General features: G+C 40.4%; 17 protein-coding genes and 1 tRNA gene. 11 read left to right on the top strand and 7 right to left on the bottom strand.

Features of this window, described 5'->3' with window-relative positions; translation table 11 throughout:
* Positions 1-46 precede the first annotated feature (46 nt).
* Genes MTN96_RS22275 through MTN96_RS22265 form a run of 3 tightly spaced genes read left to right on the top strand, consistent with a single transcriptional unit; the run spans position 47 to position 3,124 of the window.
* Entirely contained in the window at positions 47-1,093 is a 1,047-nt protein-coding gene (locus MTN96_RS22275) for a proline racemase family protein (RefSeq protein ID WP_248532783.1), read from the top strand.
* Complete coding sequence (locus MTN96_RS22270; RefSeq protein WP_036980015.1) at positions 1,090-2,175, top strand: Xaa-Pro peptidase family protein; 1,086 nt, start codon at positions 1,090-1,092, stop codon at positions 2,173-2,175. The genes MTN96_RS22275 and MTN96_RS22270 overlap by 4 nt, the downstream gene beginning before the upstream one ends.
* 1 nt (position 2,176) lies before the next feature.
* Positions 2,177-3,124 (top strand): ornithine cyclodeaminase family protein, encoded by a 948-nt coding sequence (locus MTN96_RS22265; RefSeq protein ID WP_248532782.1) that lies wholly within the window; start codon positions 2,177-2,179, stop codon positions 3,122-3,124.
* Between the two features lie 991 nt (positions 3,125-4,115).
* On the opposite strand, the gene MTN96_RS22260 is transcribed toward MTN96_RS22265, so the two are convergent.
* Positions 4,116-4,439, bottom strand: coding sequence for a hypothetical protein (locus MTN96_RS22260; protein WP_036980007.1), 324 nt, complete (start codon positions 4,437-4,439; stop codon positions 4,116-4,118).
* A gap of 282 nt (positions 4,440-4,721) precedes the next feature.
* Between MTN96_RS22260 and MTN96_RS22255 the strand changes: the two genes are divergently transcribed.
* Positions 4,722-6,023: an outer membrane protein transport protein gene (locus MTN96_RS22255; RefSeq protein ID WP_248532781.1), complete on the top strand. Its 1,302-nt coding sequence runs from the start codon at positions 4,722-4,724 to the stop codon at positions 6,021-6,023.
* Positions 6,024-6,164: 141 nt separating this feature from the next.
* Here MTN96_RS22255 and MTN96_RS22250 read toward each other — a convergent pair whose 3' ends face one another.
* The 3 genes from MTN96_RS22250 to pepA all read right to left on the bottom strand — a co-directional run bounded on the left by MTN96_RS22250 (position 6,165) and on the right by pepA (position 11,206).
* On the bottom strand, positions 6,165-9,017 hold the full coding sequence (locus MTN96_RS22250) for a valine--tRNA ligase (RefSeq protein WP_248532780.1): 2,853 nt from the start codon (positions 9,015-9,017) through the stop codon (positions 6,165-6,167).
* 58 nt (positions 9,018-9,075) lie between these two features.
* Positions 9,076-9,522, bottom strand: a complete 447-nt coding sequence (locus MTN96_RS22245) for a DNA polymerase III subunit chi (RefSeq protein WP_248532778.1) — start codon at positions 9,520-9,522, stop codon at positions 9,076-9,078.
* A 172-nt stretch (positions 9,523-9,694) separates the two neighbouring features.
* Positions 9,695-11,206 carry a leucyl aminopeptidase gene (pepA, locus tag MTN96_RS22240; protein ID WP_036979996.1) on the bottom strand — a complete coding sequence of 504 codons (1,512 nt, stop codon included), beginning with the start codon at positions 11,204-11,206 and terminating at the stop codon, positions 9,695-9,697.
* 307 nt (positions 11,207-11,513) lie between these two features.
* On the opposite strand from pepA, the gene lptF reads away from it, so the two are divergent.
* Both lptF and lptG read left to right on the top strand, forming a co-directional pair.
* Positions 11,514-12,626: an LPS export ABC transporter permease LptF gene (gene lptF / locus MTN96_RS22235; RefSeq protein ID WP_036983304.1), complete on the top strand. Its 1,113-nt coding sequence runs from the start codon at positions 11,514-11,516 to the stop codon at positions 12,624-12,626.
* A complete protein-coding gene (lptG, locus tag MTN96_RS22230; RefSeq protein ID WP_036979994.1) occupies positions 12,623-13,690 on the top strand; it encodes an LPS export ABC transporter permease LptG in 1,068 nt (355 codons plus the stop codon). Before lptF ends, lptG begins: the two co-directional genes overlap by 4 nt.
* 113 nt (positions 13,691-13,803) lie before the next feature.
* On the opposite strand, the gene MTN96_RS22225 is transcribed toward lptG, so the two are convergent.
* Positions 13,804-14,301, bottom strand: a complete 498-nt coding sequence (locus MTN96_RS22225) for an RDD family protein (protein ID WP_036979992.1) — start codon at positions 14,299-14,301, stop codon at positions 13,804-13,806.
* A 271-nt stretch (positions 14,302-14,572) separates the two neighbouring features.
* On the opposite strand from MTN96_RS22225, the gene MTN96_RS22220 reads away from it, so the two are divergent.
* From MTN96_RS22220 to tyrS, 4 genes are all read left to right on the top strand, one after another.
* Positions 14,573-14,657 (top strand) — tRNA-Leu (locus MTN96_RS22220).
* A gap of 319 nt (positions 14,658-14,976) precedes the next feature.
* Positions 14,977-15,966: a fatty acid desaturase gene (locus MTN96_RS22215; RefSeq protein WP_214552087.1), complete on the top strand. Its 990-nt coding sequence runs from the start codon at positions 14,977-14,979 to the stop codon at positions 15,964-15,966.
* 24 nt (positions 15,967-15,990) lie between these two features.
* Entirely contained in the window at positions 15,991-16,797 is an 807-nt protein-coding gene (locus tag MTN96_RS22210) for a LuxR C-terminal-related transcriptional regulator (protein WP_248532776.1), read from the top strand.
* Between the two features lie 84 nt (positions 16,798-16,881).
* Positions 16,882-18,144, top strand: a complete 1,263-nt coding sequence (gene tyrS, locus MTN96_RS22205; RefSeq protein ID WP_248532774.1) for a tyrosine--tRNA ligase — start codon at positions 16,882-16,884, stop codon at positions 18,142-18,144.
* A 48-nt stretch (positions 18,145-18,192) separates the two neighbouring features.
* On the opposite strand, the gene MTN96_RS22200 is transcribed toward tyrS, so the two are convergent.
* On the bottom strand, positions 18,193-19,386 hold the full coding sequence (locus MTN96_RS22200; protein ID WP_214552084.1) for an MFS transporter: 1,194 nt from the start codon (positions 19,384-19,386) through the stop codon (positions 18,193-18,195).
* Between the two features lie 114 nt (positions 19,387-19,500).
* Between MTN96_RS22200 and MTN96_RS22195 the strand changes: the two genes are divergently transcribed.
* Positions 19,501-20,295 (top strand): helix-turn-helix domain-containing protein, encoded by a 795-nt coding sequence (locus MTN96_RS22195; RefSeq protein WP_036979979.1) that lies wholly within the window; start codon positions 19,501-19,503, stop codon positions 20,293-20,295.
* On the opposite strand, the gene MTN96_RS22190 is transcribed toward MTN96_RS22195, so the two are convergent.
* A complete protein-coding gene (locus MTN96_RS22190) occupies positions 20,283-22,352 on the bottom strand; it encodes a TonB-dependent receptor (RefSeq protein WP_248532773.1) in 2,070 nt (689 codons plus the stop codon). The genes MTN96_RS22195 and MTN96_RS22190 overlap by 13 nt on opposite strands.
* Positions 22,353-22,354 lie beyond the last annotated feature (2 nt).

The following is a 22,354-nucleotide window of genomic DNA, read 5'->3' as shown; positions in this document are numbered from 1 at the left end:
AGCAGGAAACTGCTTGGCATTTTTCGTATAAATTTTAAGGTTAACTATGACGAACAGTTTATATTCTCATTGGCAACAGCCTAAAGATGGTTGGCTGCAAGTGGATACTCTTGATATGCATACCGGCGGTGAACCTTTACGCATAATCATTGATGGGTTTGCTGAACTACAAGGGCAAACCATGATTGAAAAGCGAGCTGATTGCCTAACAAGATTCGATCACCTACGTAAAGCACTGATGTTCGAACCCCGAGGTCATGCTGATATGTACGGCGCGTTGATCACAAAACCTGAACGTAAAGATAGCCATTTTGGCGTACTGTTTTTACATAATGAAGGCTATAGCACAATGTGTGGTCACGCTATCATAGCGCTTGCCACAGCAGCTAAAGATAGCAGCATTTGCAACTTTATTGAAGGCGTTAATGAGTTACGTATAGATACACCAGCAGGGCTTATCAAGGCGTATATTACTCTTCGAAATAACCAACTAATAAGTGTTTGTTTTGATAATGTTGCAAGTTATGCAGAAAAACTTGATATGCCAATAGAAATACCTCTGTTTGGTGTCGTCAATTGTGATATTGCTTATGGTGGCGCTTATTATGCTTTTGTAGATGCTGATACTTTGGATGTAAGTTTGGCGCCCAACAATCATGAACAAATTATTAGCTTAGGAAAAATCATTAAACAGCATGTTAATAGCCAGTACCAACCAAAACACCCGACCGATGATACATTAAGCTTTTTATATGGGGTGATTTTCTATTCAAATTCACAAAAAAGTCATTCTGTATTTAGCCGCCATGTCTGCATTTTTGCTGAGGGCGAATTAGATCGCAGCCCTACGGGTACCGGCGTGAGTGCCAGAGCTGCATTAGAGTTTGCAAAAGGCAGGCTTAAATTAGGACAGCAAATAAAAATAGAGAGTATTTTAGGCTCTATATTTTCAGTTGAGCTAAAAGCGCAATGCATGTTAGCTGATACCCATGCAGTAATACCTAGAGTGAGCGGTGAAGCCTTTGTCACTGGCAAACATACTTTTTTAATTGATCCAAATGATCCCCTAAAGCAAGGATTTATATTTCGATGAAAAATCAATTTACCTCTCGCCAACAATTACTAAAGCAGGCATTAAAAAAAAATGGGTTAACAGCGCTACTCGTATTAGGCCATGAAAATATTCGTTACTTAAGTGGCTTTAGCGGTAATGCTGCTTACGCGTTAATAACTGCGGAGGAAAGTGTACTAATAACCGATTATCGCTATTTTGGCCGAGCTCAAGAAGAGTCTATTGGCTTTGAGGTTGTCAGCCGTGATCGTGATAGTGAAACATTAGGTCAGTGCATAAATCGTTTTTTAACGACTAATAGTCAATTAGGTTTTGATGCCGCTTTTATTGATGTTGCACTTTGGCAGCAAGTGGCAAGTGAGTTAACTAGTCATACAGTTACACAAGTTACCGGTATGGTTGAACGTTTACGCATGGTTAAAAATGATTGGGAAGTCGAGCAAATAAAAGCGGCTGCGGCCATTGCTGACGAAGCGCTTAGACAAACATTACCCTATTTTAAAGAAGGTGTAACAGAGCGAGACCTAGCGCTGGAACTTGAATTCAGAATGCAAAAACTAGGCTCTGAAGGAATGTCGTTTGCCACTATTTTAATGTTTGGAGAGCGTTGTGCACTGCCTCATGGCAGCCCGAGTGAACGTACTCTATCTAAAGGTGATTTTATTACTCTTGATTTTGGCGCAGTGGTCAATGGTTACCGCTCTGATATGACTCGCAGTTATGTACTTGGTAAAGCTTCAAAGAAACAATCAGCAATCTATCAAAGCGTAAGCAATGCTCAGCAAGCAGCGATCAACCTACTCAAAGCAGGTGTTGACTGTCTAGACTTACAAAACATCTCACAGCAAGTACTCGATGACTCTGGTTTTGGTAAATGGGCAGGGCAAGGGTTGGGCCATGGAGTTGGCTTGTTTTTACATGAGTTGCCCTTTATTAATAAAAATTGCCGTCATGTATTAGAGGCAGGTAATGTGATCACGATTGAACCTGGTATTTACATTCCGAATTTTGGTGGTGTGCGAATAGAAGACGATATTTTAATAACTCAAAATGGTTATGAAGTATTAACCCACGCCCCTAAGCCGTTCGAATTGGAGGGGTAGGATGAAAGTAATAGATCAAACGCAAATTGATGCTGTCCTAGATTTTGACTCGCTTCGCATTGCTTTACAAAAAGGGTTTGCTCAGCAGTTTACTATGCCCAAGCGTCATGTGTATGAGTTAGATAAAGCAGACACAAACCATGACGCATTTGCCGTATTACCAGCATGGAATGAACAGGTTATTGGAGTAAAGGCATTTACCTACTTTCCAAGTAATACTGATAGTGAGTATGCGTCACTTTATTCAAAAATAATGCTGTTCTCTCGCGCTCATGGTGAACCTCTTGCTCTGGTTGATGGTACAAGTGTAACACTTTGGCGCACAGCTGTAGTATCTGCTTTGGCAAGCTACTATTTATCGCGAAAAGATAGCCAGCATTTAGTGTTTTTTGGCAGCGGCAATTTAGCTGAGTATATGGTTCGAGCACACTTGAGTGTGCGCGATTTTAAATGTGTAACGTTAATTGGGCGTAATCAAGATAAAGTTGCTGTTTTACACAATAGCTTACAGCGTGCATTTACTGATATTGAGTTTGTTATCGGACAAAGTTGTGAAAAAGTTATTAAAAGTGCCGATGTGATCAGCTGCGCAACAGGTTCACCAACGCCATTATTTAAAGGTGGTTGGTTAAAGCCTGGTACGCATGTTGATTTGATTGGTAATCATCGCTGCGACTCGCGCGAATGTGACAGTATTACTATCGCACAAAGTAAGGTATATGTAGATAGCAAGGAGAATGTTCTTGCTGAAGCTGGTGAATTGTTGATTCCTATTTCTGAGGGAGTTTTTGATGAAGCTAATATATCCGGCGAGCTTGCGGAGCTAGCTAAAAAAAATAACTATGAGAGAAAATGTGAATCCGATATAACAGTATTTAAGTCTGTTGGCACAGCGTTAAGTGATCTTATAACTGCACATTATATTTATAAGTCATTAAAAAATGAGTAGCTTATTACTTTTATTATTAGGGCTTTGTTTCGTTATGTTGGGCTTACTAACATTTATAAGATGGCTCAGGATTCGTTATGATAAGCACCATTGGCGAGTTTGCAAAATTGTAAACATTAACAATGTAATTGATAATAACGTGCGCAATTTAGAGCTTTTGCACTACAAGAGGATATTAGTCAGCTATAAATTTAAAGGTAATTTTTATAGTGTTTTTGTTGCTTTTGATCAGCAGCTTATAGCCCAGTTTAAAAATGGGATTGATTGTACAATTTTAATTGACTCTAACAATCCTAATGTCACTTATCTTAATAGTAATTACTGGGTGAAATACTGTGGAGTTTGGTTTTTTTCGGGCATTACTCTTATAGCTTTAAGTTTCTTAATCCACATCTGAATTGGGTAAATAAGAGAGCTGGTTAAGGTGTTTGCTTAAAGTGTGTAGTTTAGCTTTTTAAAAAATGTATCTTATTTTGTAAAAGTTAAAATGGCTTACGACAACTGGAAAGCTTTTTTCTCTTTTAAATATTAGCTGACTATAGTTTTTCTCAAAGCGGTGATGCAAATAAAAGGGACTCATAAGTATTAAATATTTAGGGTATACCTGTAATTAATAATTTAAAGGTTAGACATATTTTATTCCTATAATCGATTATCAGGGTATAGGTTTTTACGAAGGCTAAGTTGCAGGTTCGATCCCTGCCGAGAGCACGATTTGCTCCGTTATCTTTTATTGATAGTAAATACTAACATCCAAGTAAATGGTGACCTGAGTGTGACCAAGTTAAAAACGTTGACTTAAAAGCACCATTAATTTTTAAAAGTGTTAATCTAATACTCTAACTAGCACATTTTTACATCTAGCTAAGGAGTTGCATTAGCTCACAGCCTGATATTTTAAGGTGCTTCATCGCTTCTCTGCTGCTAAGCCAAACACCTTTTTGAGAATTTAGCGCTATGTTACTTGAGAGATCCCCCGCTGATTATAAAATTAACTTACCTCGACTTTTAAAAGAGCATTTACTGCTTTAGTATTTTTGCATCGTCTTTTTCTGTTTGTTTTAGCAGAAATATACCCACCTAAAAAGCAATTACCCATTAACGTTATCCACAGTAATGTGCCTAATTCTACATGCAGCGCTAAGCAGCAAAAAACCAAAGAAATAATTGCCATGCTAATGGCTGCTAACCAATAGAGATTAACTGGGTTGTCACATTTACCTGCCTGCGTACACGCGCAATAATTTGCTTTATAAAAGAAATAAACACTTAAGCCACAAAAAGTAAGCGCTGTAACAATAAGTAAAATGATCACTGTTTTCTCCCTTGGTGATTTTATTGGCAGTGTAAATTGCAAAGTATTTCAAGTCAATGCAAATGAGAATTAATATCATTAGAGTATATACTCTAATACCATACTTCTGCTCCGATGAGTTTTAAATAGTTGTTAAATTGTCGTTAAAAAACGTGTTTTTTGGCCTTTTTTAACGTTTTAGTAGGGTTTTTTATAAAAAATTAAGGTAGTGTACGCGGGTTTGAAACTCTAATAACAACACACATAGCTATCCAAACAGTAAGTTTGGCTAAGGACACAACAATGAAATTTACTAAAACTCTTATTGCTGCATCGCTGGCATTTGTTTCAGCAGATACCTTTGCAGCGGCTTTTCAACTTGCTGAGCAAAATGTATCTGGTTTAGGTCGTGCATACGCAGGTGAGGCATCTGTAGCAGATGATGCGTCTGTAGTAGCACGTAACCCAGCGTTAATGACGTTGTTTAAAGAGAAGCAACTTAGCGTTGCAGCAATTGCTGTCATTCCTGATGTGAGCCTAACAGGCACAGGTAATGCCTACGGTTTAGATAACAGCGTATTAAATGATGACAGCATCGCACCAAGCGCGATTATTCCTGCAGGTTATTTCACTATGCCAGTAAACGATAAAGTATCGGTTGGGTTTGGTGCTTTTTCTAACTTTGGCCTTGCCACTGAGTTTAACGATGATTACGCAGCTGGCCAAATTGCCGGTGAAACTGAAATTGTTACTGTAAACATGAACGCAAGTGTTGCTTATAAAGTATCAGAGCAGTTTAGCTTTGGTATTGGTTTGAATGCAATTTATGCAGAAGCGAAGATTATCCGTAAGTTTGGTTTCGTACCTCCTGTAAACCCTGCTATTGCTTCTATTCCTGCAAGTGCTGATGCGGTTAACCTTGAAGGTGATGATATGGGTTACGGCTTAAACGTTGGCTTAATGTATCAGCTAGATGAAAATAGCCGCTTTGGTTTTAATTACCGCACAGAAACAGATATTACTTTTGAAGGTGAATACTCGAATGAACTACCTTCATCTATTCCTGGTGGATTAAACGGACAGCTTGAATTACCGGGCTCTGTTGAAATTACATTACCAGCAATTGCTGAGTTCTCAGGCTCTCATCAGTTAGACGAGAAACTAGGCGTTCACTACAGCGTATTATGGACAGGTTGGAGCAGCTTTGACTCATTAGAAGCGCAAGTTACTGCGCCTACAGGCGATAAGTTCAGTGCCTTCGAAAAAACAGAAGATTTCTCTGATGCAATGCGCTACTCAATCGGTGCTGATTACCAGTACAGCGAAAACTTAATGCTACGTGCCGGCTTTGCGTTTGATGAGTCGCCAGTGTCACAACAGCATTTATCAATTTCTATTCCTGATACAGACCGTTTTTGGTTCTCGTTTGGTGGTAACTACGCGATCGATCAAAACTCAAATGTTGATTTGGGTGTGAGTGTATTACGTGGTAAAACGCAAAAGTTCACTGAAAAAGTAGAAAGCGAAACGCTACCTCAGCAATGGTCTTTTGAATCAAAAGGTCACGCCGTACTTATTGGTGCTCAGTATAACTACACGTTCTAATTCTGCCTAGAGCCTAGAGCCTAGAGCCTAGAGCCTAGAGCCTAGATATAAAAAGCCGCTTACTTCAAATGAAGTAAGCGGCTTTTTTATACTTATAAATTAACTGTTTACGAATAGCATAAGCCATCCGTAACGGTTTAATTATAAGCTTTCTATTTTAACTTTTTGCTCTAGTAGCTTAGTTTTAGCATCGGTAAATTCAGCTAGCTTAGCATTTTCTTTAGCAAGTACCGCTTCAGGTGCATTGTTAACAAACTTTTCGTTAGCCAGTTTATTTTGCACTTGCGCTAGGCCTTTCTCTGCTTTTTCAAGTTGCTTGTTGATACGTGCAAGCTCAGCTTCCACATCAATTAAGCCCGCCATTGGGATCATAATCTCAAGGTTGCCAACATAAGAGGTTGCACACGCAGGGGCATCGTCTTTGTTTTCAAGCAGAGTAAATGCTTCAAGCTTAGCGAGTGACGCTAAAAACGATTCATTTTCGTTAATACGGCGCACATCGTCGCTCGATGCATTGGCTAGTAGCACTGATAACGGCTTGCTTGGGCTGATATCCATTTCACCACGAATATTACGAATCGCTAAAATGAATTGCTTAACCCACTCTAAGTCATCCATCGCTTGTGAATCAACATTGGCTTGGTTATAAACAGGAAACCCTTGAACCATAATGCTAGTGCCTGTTGTTTCAAGCCCTGCAAGTGGTGCTACACGTTGCCAAATTGTTTCTGTAATGTAAGGCATCATTGGGTGCATTAAACGCAGTAAGCTTTCAAGTACGGTAATAAGTGTATGACGTGTACCACGTTGCTGAGCTTCATTGCCTTTAAATAGTACCGGCTTAGTTAGTTCTAAGTACCAATCACAGAACTGATTCCAGGTGAATTCATATAATGTGTTCGCCGCTAAATCAAAACGGTAGTTATCAAGGTGCTCAGTGTAGGTTTTAACCGTGGCTTCATATTGGCCTAAAATCCAGCGATCAGCTAACGAGTACTGCTTTTCGCTCTCGTTAAAACCACAGTCTTGCTCTTCTGTGTTCATTAATACGTAACGGCTTGCGTTCCATAACTTGTTACAGAAGTTACGGTAGCCTTCAAGGCGGTTCATATCCCAGTTTATATCACGACCAGTTGAAGCCATGGCTGCTAAGGTAAAGCGCAGTGCGTCGGTACCATGTGCTTCAATACCGTTTGTAAATACTTTGCGGGTATCTTTTTCAATTTTAGCGGCAAGTTTAGGCTGCATCATATTACCAGTACGTTTTTGTACTAAGTCTTCAAGGCCAATGCCGTCAATCATATCAAGTGGGTCAAGTACGTTACCTTTTGACTTCGACATTTTATCGCCGTTATCGTCACGTATTAAGCCAGTTACATACACGGTTTTAAATGGAACTTGTGGTTTGCCATTTTCATCTTTTATAAAGTGCAGCGTCATCATGATCATACGTGCAACCCAGAAGAAAATGATATCAAAACCGGTTACCAACACGTCAGACGGGTGGAAGGTTTTTAAGTCATCAGTATTTTCTGGCCAACCTTGGGTTGAGAAGGTCCACAGTGCTGATGAAAACCAAGTATCAAGAACGTCTTCATCTTGGCTAAGCGCTACGCTATCTGCAATATTGTTATCGCGGCGTACTTCCGCTTCATCACGACCAACGTATACGTTGCCTTCGCTATCGTACCAAGCTGGAATACGGTGACCCCACCAAAGCTGGCGTGAAATACACCAATCTTGTATGTCGTTCATCCACGAAAAGTACATGTTTTCGTATTGCTTAGGTACAAACTGAATGTCGCCGTTTTTAACTGCGTCTTTTGCAGGTTCAGCAAGTGGTGCAACACGTACATACCATTGGTCAGTAAGTAGTGGTTCAATAACAACACCAGAGCGATCACCGTAAGGAACAGTTAGGCCATGGTCTTCAATTTTTTCAAGTAGGCCTAGCTCTTCAAATTCAGCCACAATCGCTTTACGTGCGTCAAAACGGTCAAGGCCATGTAAGCGCTCAGGAATTGGCGCGTCAAATTCAAGTTCTTTACCATCAAAGGTGTAGGTTTCACCTTTAGTTAAAATAGCCGCGTCTTTATCGAAGATATTAATCATCGGCAGTTGATGACGTTTACCTACTTCGTTATCGTTAAAGTCGTGCGCTGGCGTGATTTTTACACAACCCGTGCCTTTGTCTTTATCGGCATGTTCATCGGCAACAATTTTAATACGACGATTAACAATCGGTAGTAAAATCTCTTTACCGATTAGGTCTTGGTAGCGCTCGTCATCTGGGTTTACGGCCACACCAGAGTCACCCAGCATTGTTTCTGGGCGCGTAGTGGCTACAACAATGTAGTCTTTACCGTCTTGTGTTTTTACACCATCAGCCAGTGGGTAGCGTAAGTTCCACATGTGGCCTTGTTTGTCTTTATTTTCAACTTCAAGATCAGAAATCGCCGTGTGTAATTTTGGATCCCAGTTTACTAGGCGTTTACCACGGTAAATTAGGTTTTCTTTATGAAGGCGTACAAATACTTCTTTAACAGCTTCTGATAGGCCATCGTCCATAGTAAAACGTTCACGGTCCCAATCAACAGAAGCACCTAAGCGGCGAAGTTGTTTAGTGATTGTGCCACCAGACTCGTTTTTCCATTCCCAAATTTTTTCGATGAATGCATCACGGCCCAAATCATGGCGTGTTTTACCTTCTTCTGCCGCAAGCTTACGCTCTACTAGCATTTGTGTGGCAATACCTGCGTGGTCAGTACCTACTTGCCACAACGTATTGTTACCTTGCATACGTTTAAAGCGCGTTAAGGTATCCATGATGGTATCTTGGAAAGCGTGGCCCATGTGTAAGCTACCCGTGACATTTGGCGGCGGGATCATAATTGAATATGGGGTGCCTTGGCCAGATGGCTTAAAGTAGCCTTTTTGTTCCCAGTCTTGATAGAGAGACTGTTCAATATCTTGCGGATTGTAGGTTTTATCCATTACACAGAACCTTAAATAAGTACTTAAATGAGTTAGTTAGCTTTGTACGCAGTGAGCGTTAGCGATTAATATCTTGCGTGGTGATATTGGCACCGAGTTGGCGTAGTTTTTTAAAGCGCTCACGAGCGGCTTGTTTGGCTACGGACTCTACGGGTACAAAATCAAAAACTTGGTTAAACCGACGAATAAAATCCGGTAAGTGATTGGCCAAGTTAATTAATACTTTACGATTACCAACGGGTGGTGTTGTGCCTATTTCTACAGGTGCGCCGCCTTTTGGGCCTTCGCCTTGTAAATTGTGAGGTACAAAACTGTCGGCATCAAATGTCCAAATAATTTCGTCAATGCTGTTGGCGGTTTCTTCGCTATCTACAAAAATAAATACGCGTTGACCAAGCCGATACTGTTGCCCAGCTATTTGAGCTGCTAAAGTAAAGTGATCATCGGCTTTAGCTAATGACTCATCTTGTTGCTTTAAAATGAAAAACTGGGCATTCATGTTCATTGTATCGGGATTTCCCATGACATTGATTGTGCTGTTATTAAATACACACAAATTAAGAAGTGGATTTTGCCATATAACGGGGGTTGCTTCAATTAATACCCAATAAATAAGGCGCTTTAAAAGCGCCTTATTTATTACTCTACATTGAGCTGTGAAGCCCTGTGTTGGTTTGTTAGTCGTGAGTTGCTTCGCTAATACCAGCTCGGTTTAATAAATACTGAGTCAGCATAGGAACAGGACGACCTGTTGCGCCTTTTTTAGCGCCGCTGCGCCATGCCGTACCGGCAATATCTAAATGAGCCCAATTATACTTTTTAGTAAATTTAGATAAGAAACAGGCCGCGGTAATAGTGCCTGCAGCTCGGCCACCTAAGTTAGTAAAGTCGGCAAACGGGCTTTCTAGTTGATCTTGATAATCATCCCATAATGGCAGTTGCCATGCACGATCGCCACTTTGCTCCGACGCTTTTAATAAATCATGCGCCAGTGGATTATGGTTTGCTAATAAACCCGTAGCGTGGGCACCTAAAGCAACAATACACGCACCGGTTAATGTAGCCACATCAATCACGGTTTCTGGTTCAAAACGCTCAACATAGGTCAGCGCGTCACATAACACTAAACGGCCTTCGGCATCAGTATTAAGTACTTCAACCGTTTGTCCAGACATAGTGGTTAAAATATCACCTGGGCGATAGGCGTTTGAGCTTGGCATGTTTTCACAGCCGGCTAAAACACCAATTACGTTTATCGGTAGCTGCATTTGTGCAAGCGAGCGCATAGCGCCAATAACACCAGCTGCGCCCCCCATGTCGTATTTCATTTCATCCATGCTTTCGCCTGGTTTTAATGAAATACCGCCTGAGTCAAAGGTTAAGCCTTTACCAACTAATACGATAGGCGCTTGGTCATCGCCTGCGCCTTTGTAGTTAATTACTGACATAACTGATTCGTTATCACTACCACGACCAACTGCTAGGTATGAGTTCATTCCTAGTTCGGCCATTTTATCTTCGCCAATTAGCTCAACAGTGATGTTGTCAAAATTAGCTTCCAGTTCTTTGGCTTGCTCGCCAAGGTACGCTGGATTACAAATATTAGGCGGCATATTGGCAACGTCTTTGCACAACTTGCTGCCAGCAGCAATCGCTAGGCCATGCTCAATGGCACTTTCACCTATAGTCAGTTCGCGGCGCGTAGGAACGTTAAATACCATTTTACGCAGTGGACGACGAGGGTCTACTTTCTTACTTTTTAGCTGATTGAAGGTGTATAAACAGTCTTGGGTTGTTTCTACCGCTTGACGCACTTTCCAATAGGTATCACGGCCTTTAACGTGTTGCTCAGTTAAAAAGCACACTGCTTCCATCGAGCCTGTTTCATTTAAGGTGTTGATAGTTTTTGAAATAATTTGTTTATATTGTTTATCGTCTAGTTCGCGTTCTTTACCGCAGCCAACGAGTAGAATACGTTCGCTTAAAATATTAGGTACATGGTGTAATAGTAATACTTGCCCTGGCTTACCTTCTAAGTCGCCACGACGTAATAAATTTGAGATATAACCATCGCTGATTTTATCAAGTTGTTCACCAATGGGGGATAACCTGCGTGGTTCATATACACCCACAACAATACACGCACTGCGTTGTTTTTCTGGGCTACCACTTTTTACGTTGAATTCCATTGTCACTCCTGATTTTGAGTCATCTATAGAAGCTAAATTGGGACTAAAAATGTGTTTTCTAGTCTTTTTACCTAAATTTTTAGGTCTAGCGCTAATATTAGTAGATTTTACTCGACTCTTACTGTGTATTTGAACTTTATATGCTTAAGGGTTACTAATGCAACATTATATCGTGATGTTAGGTAGGATAATTAATATTGATGGCTTATAATATGTGCTTAATACTCATTTAAAATGAGTGAATTAACTAGTTCACTCATCGTTTTTTATTATTATATTGAAATTCCATGTTTAACAGGGGCGAATGTTGCTAATTTTCCGTTATTTGACCACTGAGGTTTTAAAATCGCAGGTCGCCGTATTTTTAACTTTAATGACCATATTTTTGTCGCAAAAGTTTGTTGTTATTCTTGGTGATGCCTCAGAGGGGAGCATCCCAGCAAAGCTTGTGTTTGCCATGATTGCGCTTAAGTTGCCACAGTTAGCATCATTAATTTTACCTCTGAGCTTATTTCTAGGAATTATTTTAGCTTATAGCCGTATTTACGCTGACAGTGAAATGACAGTACTTAAAGCTTGTGGCGTGAGTGAGTGGTATGTGGTGCGCATTACGCTTATTTCTAGTGTCATCTTAGCGTTACTCGCCGCGGTACTTACCTTGTATGTTGCACCTTGGGCTAGCGAGCAAGAATATCAATTAAAAGAGCAAGCAAAGGCGGATGCTGGATTATCGGCGCTTAGAGCTGGGCGTTTTCAACAAACCGGTAATGAAAAAGCCGTGGTATTTATTCATAATATTGAAAATGGCGGCAAAGAACTTAATAAAGTATTTGTTGCACAGTTGCCAGATAGTGAAAAAGGCGATTTAGCGCGTTTAGTATACGCTGAGCAAGGCGTTGTAATTGAAGCACAAAATGGTGAGCAGCAGTTAGTACTTACTGATGGTAAACGCTACGAAACTGACGGTGAAGCGCCTTCACTTAACTTAACTGAGTTTGATGGCTACAGCGTACAGATTCGCGAACAAGAAATAGAACATCAGCGGCGTAAGTTAGAAGCTGTGCCAACTCGTGAACTTATGTCAATTAATACTCCCGAAGCAATTGCACAGTGGCAATGGCGTTTAGCTATTCCGTTATCTATTCCATTATTAACTTTACTAGCAGTACCCCTTAGCGTTGTTAATCCACGCCAAGGTAAATTTGCTAAATTAGTGCCTGCTTTGAGCTTATATTTAGGGTATTTCATTTTACTCAATGCGGCTAAATTTGCGGTAGAAGATGGGAAAATTCCGCCCTCTATTGGCCTATGGTGGATTCACCTAAGTGCATTATTTATAGGTAGTTTATTAATTATTAAAGGCCGCCCATTAGGTGTTTGGCTAAAAGCTGTCGTGACTAAACGGGAGCAACACATATGATGAAAACGCTTGATTGGTATTTAGGCCGTAGCATTATGCAAACGACTGGATTTGCACTAATGGTATTGGTAGGGATCAGTACTTTAATAAAATTTATAGAGCAGCTTAAATCGGTTGGCCGTGGTAGTTACGATATTATGACCGCCTTGCTATATACCATTTATAGTATGCCCGGCGATTTAGTGGTGTTTTTCCCAATGGCAGCACTTATCGGTGGCTTAACAGGGCTAGGTGCTTTGGCCTCTAATAGTGAGCTGGTAGTGATGCAAGCAGCGGGTATGTCGCGTTTACAAATTATTGGCTCGGTAATGAAAACCGCAATTTTTATGGCGCTGTGCGTAATGGCATTAGGTGAGTGGGGGGCGCCCGCAGCTCAATTGCACGCTAAGGAAATGCGTAACCAAGCTATTCATGGTGGGGATGTATTTAATGCGCAAAAAGGCGTGTGGGCTAAAGATGGCAGTAACTTTATTAATATTGAAGACGTCGACCAAAACGGCATGCTCCGCGGCGTAAATATGTACCACTTTGATAAGTCGTTACTACTTACACAAATTACTAAAGCAAAAGAAGCGGTAGGGCGTGATAATGGCTGGTTACTGCGCGATGTGAATAAAGTATTGATCAGTGAAGAGCTTATTACCACGGAGCAAGTTACTGAAGAGTTTTATCCGTCGCAGCTTACCGGGGAAAAACTTGGCGTGGTTTCAGTAAAACCAGAGTCTTTGTCGTTTTCCGGATTGTGGTCATATTTAGCTTATTTACAGCAAAATGAACAAGACACCAGTACCTATGATTTAGCGTTATGGCGTAAGTTAATGCAGCCCGTGTCTATTGCTGTGATGTTGTTGGTTGCCTTATCGTTTATATTTGGTCCGCTACGAACTGTAACTATGGGGGCACGAATTATTATGGGAGTGGTAACGGGGATAGTGTTCCACTTAACCAATGAGATATTTGGCCCAGTGGTAATGGTATATCAAATTCCAGCCATTGTAGGCGCCGTTCTGCCGAGCATTTTATTTACTGGGTTTGCAGCTTATTTGATGAATAAGCGGGTTTAATTTAATTTGTAGCTTTATTAAAAAACGCGGCCTTTTTTAAAAGTGCCGCGTTTTTTATGCTTTAGCTTGAGGTTATACCAATTAGCTTAATTAAGTATTATTGCGGATTGATATCATAGTTCGCGATACACGCGTTTATTTTCTTCTTTGGTGAGCGTAACTACTTCGGTTTTTGATAAGTAATCTTGCAGTGCTTTTTTATTTTTAAAGTCGACTAATACCATTAAATTCCCTAAACCAAGTAATGCGCTGATACTGCGGATAATAGCTTGTGGCCAGCTAATTAAACTTCCTTGGCTGGTTTGCACTTTTAAGCGCCATGCGCGCATACCAATTGTTTGCCCGCTTTTTGTCCAAAAATAGCCAAAAAAGACCAAGCCAACAAGCACCAGCAGCGAGCTGCGAATACCAGAAAGTAATAGTGAATCCTGAATTCGTGCAGATACATCTTCAGCGCCATTGAGGGCAATAACATCAAGGGAAATAAGTCCTTGGATAGCAAATAAATACAATACCACCGCTAGCATCGCAAAAGCGATAATAGCTAATGTGTCGTACACCAATGATGCAAAACGACGCCAAAACCCTGCTCGTGGAAACTCAGCCGACATAAATATACTCTCACTGTTAATGTGCGCGATAGTTTAGCAAATAAGCCATTAAATACTACCTATTACGCTACGTGCTTAACTCGATATTGGCTCAAATGTTAATGGTTGCCTAAATGTTAAGCGGTCGATCACGCTTAATACATAAAACGCTTGCCGCTTTGCTCATTGTTTGTATAATGCTAGGCAATGAGATGGAAGAGGGTACATAATCTTTCACTCTTAAGTGGTTTTTCTTTATCTTCTCGTGTTTAGAAGGTTAAAGAAAAATGATGCCAGCGTGATGAAATTGGTATACATGGGGGATTCAAAATCCCCTGCCGCAAGGCGTGCCGGTTCAAGTCCGGCCGCTGGTACCACTTTTTATAGCCCCTGCTAGATTTAGCAGGGGTTTTTTTATGCCTAAGATTTGAGTTTACGGATTTTAATTACAAAAAATGTGTCCAACATTGCTACTTTTATAAGCAGTAGGTTTTGATCTAAACTTGCCCAGTAAACGTTTTGGTTTACCTAACCTTAAGCTCTGCTTGAGATAGGTTTCTTATCCAGAACTATGGTTATATAGTAAACACGTGCCTACTTTAATCGTATTTTTCATTGATACGGGTATGACAAGTTATGCAATGTGTTTTGACTCGGGTATTATATACCTCAACCTCTTGTTGCGAATAAAACACCATGACTCAACTAACCGCAAAACAGAATATTCAAGCCATTGTAAAAGCGATTAAGGCTGAAGAAGCATTACTGCGTAAAAAACACCCGCTATTAATGCATCAAAATACCTTAGGAATGACTATTTTATTACTTTCTTTGAGTGCATTAATCGGAATTGGCACGCTGTATTATTTTGCTATTATTCCCGCTTGGCTATGCATTATTTTAGCGGCGATTGCTACCTCAATTTCCCATGAGCTTGAGCATGACTTAATCCACAAACAGTATTTTAGCAACCAACCATTTTTGCATAATTTTATGATGTTAACCGTGTGGCTGATGCGTCCTAATACCATAAGCCCATGGTACCGTCGCAAGATGCATTTACATCATCATAAAACGTCGGGTACTGAGCAAGACTTAGAAGAACGTTTGGTAGGTAATGGTATTAAAAATCCGTTTTTACGTGCTTTGGTAATTGTTGATGGATTACTCGGTTTATTAATTAATGCAAAACGTTTTAGTAAAGAAATTAATGGGTTTAGCTTCTTTAAAGTGTTTAATGCAGGTTTTCCAATTACCACTGCGTATTTCGCCATTTTATATAGCGTAATTGTGTTTCACTTAGTTAATTTGTTCACTCCACTGGCTGCTAATTCACCTGTATTGCTGCTTGATGTAATGAATGTGTTTGAATTTCTAATGGTGGTGCTGATTGTGCCTAATATTGTGCGTTCGAGCTCACTTAATTTTGTTACTTCAAGTATGCATTATTACGGCGGTGTTAATAATATGCTTGAACAAACTCACGTCATCACCAGCCGTTTGTTTATGCCATTTAATTTATTTTGCTTTAACTTTGGGCATACTCATACTATTCATCATTTTGTGCCGAATCAGCCGTTTTATTTACGACAAATGATCAGTAAAAAAATCCTTGAAGTGATGCGCCAACACGGCGTGCGTTTTAATGATTTTGCCAGTATTAAGCAAGCAAACTTGTATCAGTAATACTCAGTGTAAAATGGCATCATAATGCAGTCGGACTCGCAGCAGCAATTAACTCAGCAAGATGCGTTAGCGCAATGTGTACAAGCTATAAAGGGGACCAGTTTTGCGCAAAAGCTGGTTAATTACATTGCCCTTATTGTTGAGTTTGATTGTGCGGTTGTATTGGCTTGCAGAGTAAATAAGCATCCCATTTATTTATTCGATTCTATCGAGAAACAGCGTGAACTTTTATTTCAGCGCTACCTTACTAACTCGTTTGTAAACGACCCTTTTTATACTGAACTGGTTAGTAAAGCTGAGGAAGGAGTATTTCGGCTCGCTGATATAGCTCGTTATCAAGATGAACTGACCTTTAAGGCATATCAACAGCAGTTTTATACTCACACTGGCTGGACTGATGAGCTCAGTATTTGTACTAATATAGGTAACGGTCGCTCGATTGTTATTTACCTTGGTTTATTATCCAATAACCAACGCTTTATTGCGTTGCAAAAGCAGCAATTAATAGCACATTTTAATTTAATAAAAGCACTGTGTAGCCAACATTGGGGTAGCCAAAAATTACTATTAAATCAATTTAATAATTCAGTTACTGGGCAGCTTATAGAAAATGCCCTCACATCATTTGCTAACCTACAACTTACTCAACGAGAGCATCAAGTGGCTTGTTTAATTGTGCAAGGTTGCGACTCCGCAGATATTGCTGCTCAGCTTGGGATTGCCCTAGGTACAGTTAAAAACCATCGCAAACGTATATATTCGCAGTTAAACGTTGCTTCACTGAGTGAATTTTTTCGATTGTTTTTAAATCATTTAATGCACGCAAAATAAAACGCGATTATGTCCCTTTAGGGATATAGTGCCCATCGCTGAGTTTAATTAGTATTTTTCTTATAGATAATTTTGAGAAATACGATGACAGCACATTTACTTAATGACATTACGCAGCGTGGTTTAGTCTCTCAAGTGAGTAATATTGAGCAATTAACCCATAAGCTTAAAACTCCACAGGTGGTTTACTGTGGCTTCGATCCTACCGCAGGTAGCTTACACATAGGGCACTTAGTACCATTAATAATGCTAAAGCGTTTTATGGATGCAGGGCATCAAGGTGTGGCATTAATTGGGGGTGCTACAGGGTTGATTGGTGACCCGAGTTTTAAAGCCACTGAGCGCAATCTAAACACCAAGCAAACGGTGTCACAATGGGTGACAGCGCTTGCAAACCAAGTTGAAAGTGTACTTGGTCCGCATTTAAACCAGCCACTGCAAATAAAAAATAACGCTGACTGGTTTAGCTGTATTGATGTATTAGACTTTTTTCGTGATGTAGGTAAACACTTTTCAATTAACACCATGTTCAACCGCGAGTCAGTAAAACAACGTTTGCAACGTCCAGACCAAGGGTTGTCGTTTACTGAATTTAGTTACTCCTTATTGCAGTCGTATGACTTTGCTAAGCTCAATAGTGAGTTAAATTGTACTTTGCAGATAGGTGGTAACGATCAGTGGGGTAATATTGTCAGTGGAATTGATTTAACCCGCCGTTTAAACCAGCAAACAGTGTTTGGTTTAACACTGCCACTTATTACTAAGTCAGATGGCACAAAATTTGGAAAAACTGAGGGCGGTGCTATTTGGCTCGAGCCTAAAAAAACCTCACCGTATCGCTTTTATCAGTTTTGGTTAAATTGTGAAGATGCTGATGTGTATAACTTTTTGCGTTTTTATACTTTTTTGTCAGTTAAAGAAATTGAGGCCATAGAAGCAAACGATAAGATAAGCGGCCAAAAGCCTCAAGCACAGCGCATTTTAGCTGAGCAATTAACACGTTTTGTTCATGCTGAAGAAGGCTTGGCAAGTGCGCAGCGTATCACTGAGTTGTTATTTAATGGTCAGGTGCAAACACTCACCTTGGCAGAGCTTGAACAGTTAGAGCAAGATGGGCTAACCGTGAACACTATTAGCGACACGCAAATAAGTATTGCTGAGTTATTAGTTAAAAGTAAACTGGCCAGCTCAAAGCGACAGGCGCGTGAATTAATAACAGCTAATGCGATTAAAATTAACAGTATGGTCGTTACTGACGAGCATGCGCAGCTTGATATTTCGTTGTTTGAACGCTTTTGGATAATTCAGCGTGGCAAAAAGCAATTCAGGCTTATTAAACTAGTTTAAAGTATAAACAGTGGGCTTATGATTGCACGGCCCACCTTTAATTTACACTTAGGCCTTGTTGCGCATAGTAATATTCCGTCCGCCTAAATAGCCAAACATAGCGCTTAGTGCACTCGCACTCGCGCAAAACCACAAAGTAGATGTCCAGTTACCAAAATAACTATGTAGTGCACCTGCAATAATAGGCCCCGTAGCGGCAAGTAAATAACCAATACACTGCGCCATACCTGAAAGGGCAGCAGCTTGATGTGAGTCGTGAGTACGTAAACTTATAAACGACAAGCCCAATATAAAGCATGCTCCCGAGCAAAACCCCATAGTAATTGACCACACAAACGCATGTACTGGCATATACAGTAGTCCTATTGAAGATAGGCTTGCCAATACTCCTAAGGCAAAGGTGAGTACACGCTGATCTTTCAGTTTTGCTAATAAAGGAATTAAGATAATACCAGGCAATGCCGAAGCCACCTGAAATGAGCCTTGTAATGCACCCGCTTGCTGTGCATTGAAGCCACTGTCAATTAATATACTTGGTAACCAGCCAATAATTATATAAGTAAATAACGAATTACAGCCAAGTAGCAAGGTAATTTGCCACGCAAGCGCTTGGTGCCACACTTTAACCTCATCGGTATTTTCAACTAGATCTTTAGTTGGTTTGGTGCGTAGCTTTAATTGCGGTAACCAAATAAATAAACTTAGTAAAGTAATTAACGCATAACTGGCCAAAGCGATTTGCCAACCCATTTGTTTATATTCTGCAAGTGGAATAATTAACGCTGAGTAACTACCACCAAAAATACCCATAGCAAGTACATACGCCGAGGTCATTACTGCTACTTTATGTGCAAAGTCGCGCTTAATTAAACTCGGTAACAGTACATTACCTATTGCAATGCCTACCCCGATGACAACGGTGCCTAAATAGAGTATCGGCACAGAATCTATCATGCGTGATGCTAAGCCTAGGCCAATCAAAATAAGAGCAATGAATAGCGATACTTCTAAACCTTGTCTTTTAGCTATACTAGTTGCTAATGGGCTTGCTACAGCAAATGCAATTAAAGGTAAGGTGGTAAGCATACCGGCTTGTGATGCGCTTAAATTAAAACTAAGAATTATTTGGTCTAATACAGGCGCTAAACCAGTCACCGGCGCACGTAAGTTACTAGCAATAAGTAAAATACCCAGTATTAATAATGCGAAAGATAAACGAGATTGAGGTTGTTGGATTAACAAGGTAAATGTCCTAGCAGGTTAGTTATTTAGCAAGAGGCAATTGAGCCTAGTATAAAGGCTTAATCATCACTATAATTTAGTAAAAGAGACATTAAATAACTAAAAACGGACAAAATGCAGCTTTCCCAAGATTGGAATGAAATAATAAACTTTGAAATCATGCCGCAGCCGATTATTGCAAAAATAGAATATGCCCAGCTTAGCCGTGAAATTCCACTGCATACACACCCAAAAGGGCAGTTAATTTTAGCTCTATATGGCTATGTTACTTGTGAAGTAGCAACAAAAATGTGGATGGTACCTACCCACAGTGCTATTTGGATCCCAGCAAATGTAGAGCACAGTAATAGGGCATCTGATAATGCGCATTTATGCCATTTATTTATTGATGTAAACTTACAAGGAATGCCAGCTACAGCCTGTACATTAACTATCAGTCCTCTTGTAAAAGAATTAATGCTTAGTTTGGCAGGTAACCAGCAAAACTATAGCTTAATAGGTAAAACCGCGCGGCTTGCACAAGTATTATTTGATCAATTAGTGGATATGCCAATTCAACCTTTAGATTTTGTACTATCAAAAAATAGTGTGATTAAAAATATGAGTGATCAGCTTATTAGTCAGCCTAATAGCCGCAAAACATTACCACAATGGGCACAGCAATTTGCTTTAACTGAGCGTACTTTAGCGCGATTGATAAAAAAAGAAACAGGCATGACCTTTGGTAAATGGCGTACTCAATTGCATATTATAATTGCACTGCAGGCGTTATCTAATCAGCAAAGTGTACAACAGGTATCAGAGTTATTAGGTTATGAATCGGTGAGTGCGTTTATTACTATGTTCAAAAAGGTAATGAAAAAATCGCCCATGCGTTACATGAGCGAACTAGTTGCCTACCAATTATAAGTTGCCGAAATCATGGCATTACGCGGTTTTCCTGGGAAGTAACGCTCGCCAGTAAAACTGGTGTAATCGGCGCGCTCAGCGTAAGCAGTGTCTGTTAGATTTATTATTCGCGCACTGAGTAATAAATGTGGGCTAATTTGCCACTGGCCGCGCAAGCTTAAAATATCGTGGCCTTGATATTCATGTAAGTTTTCAGGGTCGGTAAAGTAGCGGCCCACATAGTGCCATTGCAACGCAAGACTAATACTCTCGTTGGCTTGCCAGTTAAAATCGATATTAGCAACCTTTCGAGGTGCGGTATCAATATCGTTACCTTTAATATTAATGCTGCCAATAATTTGCTCATTCGAGTACGTATGCTTGGCATAGGTGCCTGCAAAATTAACAGATAAATGCTGATTAAAGCTATGCGCTAATTCAAGCTCAATACCGCGATGCCGAGTTTGGCCGTCATTAACAGTAAAAAAGTCACTGTCGCGGTAGATGGTATTGTGCTTGCTCATCGCATACATCGATAAGCCATAGCGAGTATTGTTGTACATCCCTTTAATACCCACCTCAGCATTATTTGCTATTTCTGCGTCTAAGTCGGCAGTACTTTGCTCGCGTTGTAATTGATAGAGTTCAGCCGCTTGGGGGGCTCGATAGCCTCTTGAAAAATTAGCGTATAATGTATTGTTAGTATTAAGCTGATAGCTCACCCCGAGTTTTGGCGAAAGATTACTAAAGCTGTTTTTAGTGCTTTTGGGGCGGCTATAACGACAGCCACCAAAACCACATTCGTTGCCATCCTCTTTTGTACGCCCTGCAAGCATATTATTTTGATAGTCATATTGCATGTGCTCATAACGCAGCCCAGCGGTAATAAGCCAGTCATTAAGCTGCCAATCAATAGCGGCAAATGGAGCGTATAAGGTTGCATCGACTTGGTAATCGTAATGTTTACCTTGCGGCACAGTGGCCACTAAAAACGCAGAGCCTTGGGTGGGGTTATCTTGGGCTTGTAAAAAATCGGCTTGGGTAAACTCACCATCAAAGCCAAGCTTTAAGTTCGTATTGTCGTTCACATAATGTTGATAAAGCGATTGTAGGCCAAACCCCGTTTGACTGTTTTTTTCGAGCGGAGTACCGGGTAAAAAGTGTTTGAAAAAGTCCATGCTTTGGTCACGAATATAAGGAGTAACAACCAGTGTGTTCTCACCTAATTGCCAGCTTGCTTTACTCCAAGCCCTAAGCGAACGGGCTTTTCTAAAGGCGTCAGGATCAAAATTTTGCTGTGCAATATCTTCATCTTTATAGCTTTGAAAGCCACTAATATACCCTGCGGTTTGTTGGTCTAAGTCGGTATAGGTCAACCCCGATATTAAACTTAAGTTGTTGTTAGCGTACCGATGTCGCACATTTATTTTTTGTTGTTTAACGCTTTCATCATCTCGGTAACCGCCATCATCGGTAAAGCTGGCATTAATACCGAACCCTGAATTATCCATAGCATGGCCTGCACGCAATTTATAGCGAGCATAACCGTAAGAGCCATAATCAAAGCCTAGTAAACCACCACCTTGGGTCGTGTCTGGTGTAATGACGTTAATTACGCCATGCACTGCATTTGAGCCATACAGTGCAGAGCCTGGGCCTTTTAATACCTCAATACGCTGTGCCATTTCGCTATGTGCTTCAAACAGCTCATTAATATTGCAAAACCCAGCGGCACGAAGTGCAATACCATCTTCAGCAGTTAAAATCCCTCCACAAGCCCCCGTACCAGAAAGCACCTGGGAGCGCAGGGCGGGTAAATATTCTTGACCATTACCACGTTGTATATTGGCACCTGCAACGCGTTGCAGTGCTTCTTCTACATGGGTAGGGGCTATAAGCTCAAGTTGTGATTCGCTTAATACACTGATCACCAAAGGTAATGGGGTGGAGAGCGCTTCACTACGTGATGCTGTGGTGGTGATACGTTCAATTGATTGCGCGGTATCTTCAGCACACGCACTATTAATTAAACTTAACTGACTGCATAACAATAAAGAGGGTAAATAGTAATATTTCATAA

This window comes from Pseudoalteromonas sp. 2CM28B (assembly GCF_023161935.1).
The sequence above is the reverse complement of the archived record's forward strand: the minus strand, read 5'-3'. Positions and strand labels throughout refer to the sequence as shown.

What these genes read in the sequence shown, in the direction of transcription:
- MTN96_RS22275 (WP_248532783.1), top strand. Translation starts at nt 47, where the DNA reads ATGACGAACAGTTTATATTCTCATTGGCAACAGCCTAAAGATGGTTGG.
- MTN96_RS22270 (WP_036980015.1), top strand. Translation starts at nt 1,090, where the DNA reads ATGAAAAATCAATTTACCTCTCGCCAACAATTACTAAAGCAGGCATTA.
- MTN96_RS22265 (WP_248532782.1), top strand. Translation starts at nt 2,177, where the DNA reads ATGAAAGTAATAGATCAAACGCAAATTGATGCTGTCCTAGATTTTGAC.
- MTN96_RS22255 (WP_248532781.1), top strand. Translation starts at nt 4,722, where the DNA reads ATGAAATTTACTAAAACTCTTATTGCTGCATCGCTGGCATTTGTTTCA.
- MTN96_RS22250 (WP_248532780.1), bottom strand. Translation starts at nt 9,017, where the DNA reads ATGGATAAAACCTACAATCCGCAAGATATTGAACAGTCTCTCTATCAA.
- MTN96_RS22245 (WP_248532778.1), bottom strand. Translation starts at nt 9,522, where the DNA reads ATGAACATGAATGCCCAGTTTTTCATTTTAAAGCAACAAGATGAGTCA.
- pepA (WP_036979996.1), bottom strand. Translation starts at nt 11,206, where the DNA reads ATGGAATTCAACGTAAAAAGTGGTAGCCCAGAAAAACAACGCAGTGCG.
- lptG (WP_036979994.1), top strand. Translation starts at nt 12,623, where the DNA reads ATGATGAAAACGCTTGATTGGTATTTAGGCCGTAGCATTATGCAAACG.
- MTN96_RS22225 (WP_036979992.1), bottom strand. Translation starts at nt 14,301, where the DNA reads ATGTCGGCTGAGTTTCCACGAGCAGGGTTTTGGCGTCGTTTTGCATCA.
- MTN96_RS22215 (WP_214552087.1), top strand. Translation starts at nt 14,977, where the DNA reads ATGACTCAACTAACCGCAAAACAGAATATTCAAGCCATTGTAAAAGCG.
- MTN96_RS22210 (WP_248532776.1), top strand. Translation starts at nt 15,991, where the DNA reads ATGCAGTCGGACTCGCAGCAGCAATTAACTCAGCAAGATGCGTTAGCG.
- tyrS (WP_248532774.1), top strand. Translation starts at nt 16,882, where the DNA reads ATGACAGCACATTTACTTAATGACATTACGCAGCGTGGTTTAGTCTCT.
- MTN96_RS22195 (WP_036979979.1), top strand. Translation starts at nt 19,501, where the DNA reads ATGCAGCTTTCCCAAGATTGGAATGAAATAATAAACTTTGAAATCATG.
- MTN96_RS22190 (WP_248532773.1), bottom strand. Translation starts at nt 22,352, where the DNA reads ATGAAATATTACTATTTACCCTCTTTATTGTTATGCAGTCAGTTAAGT.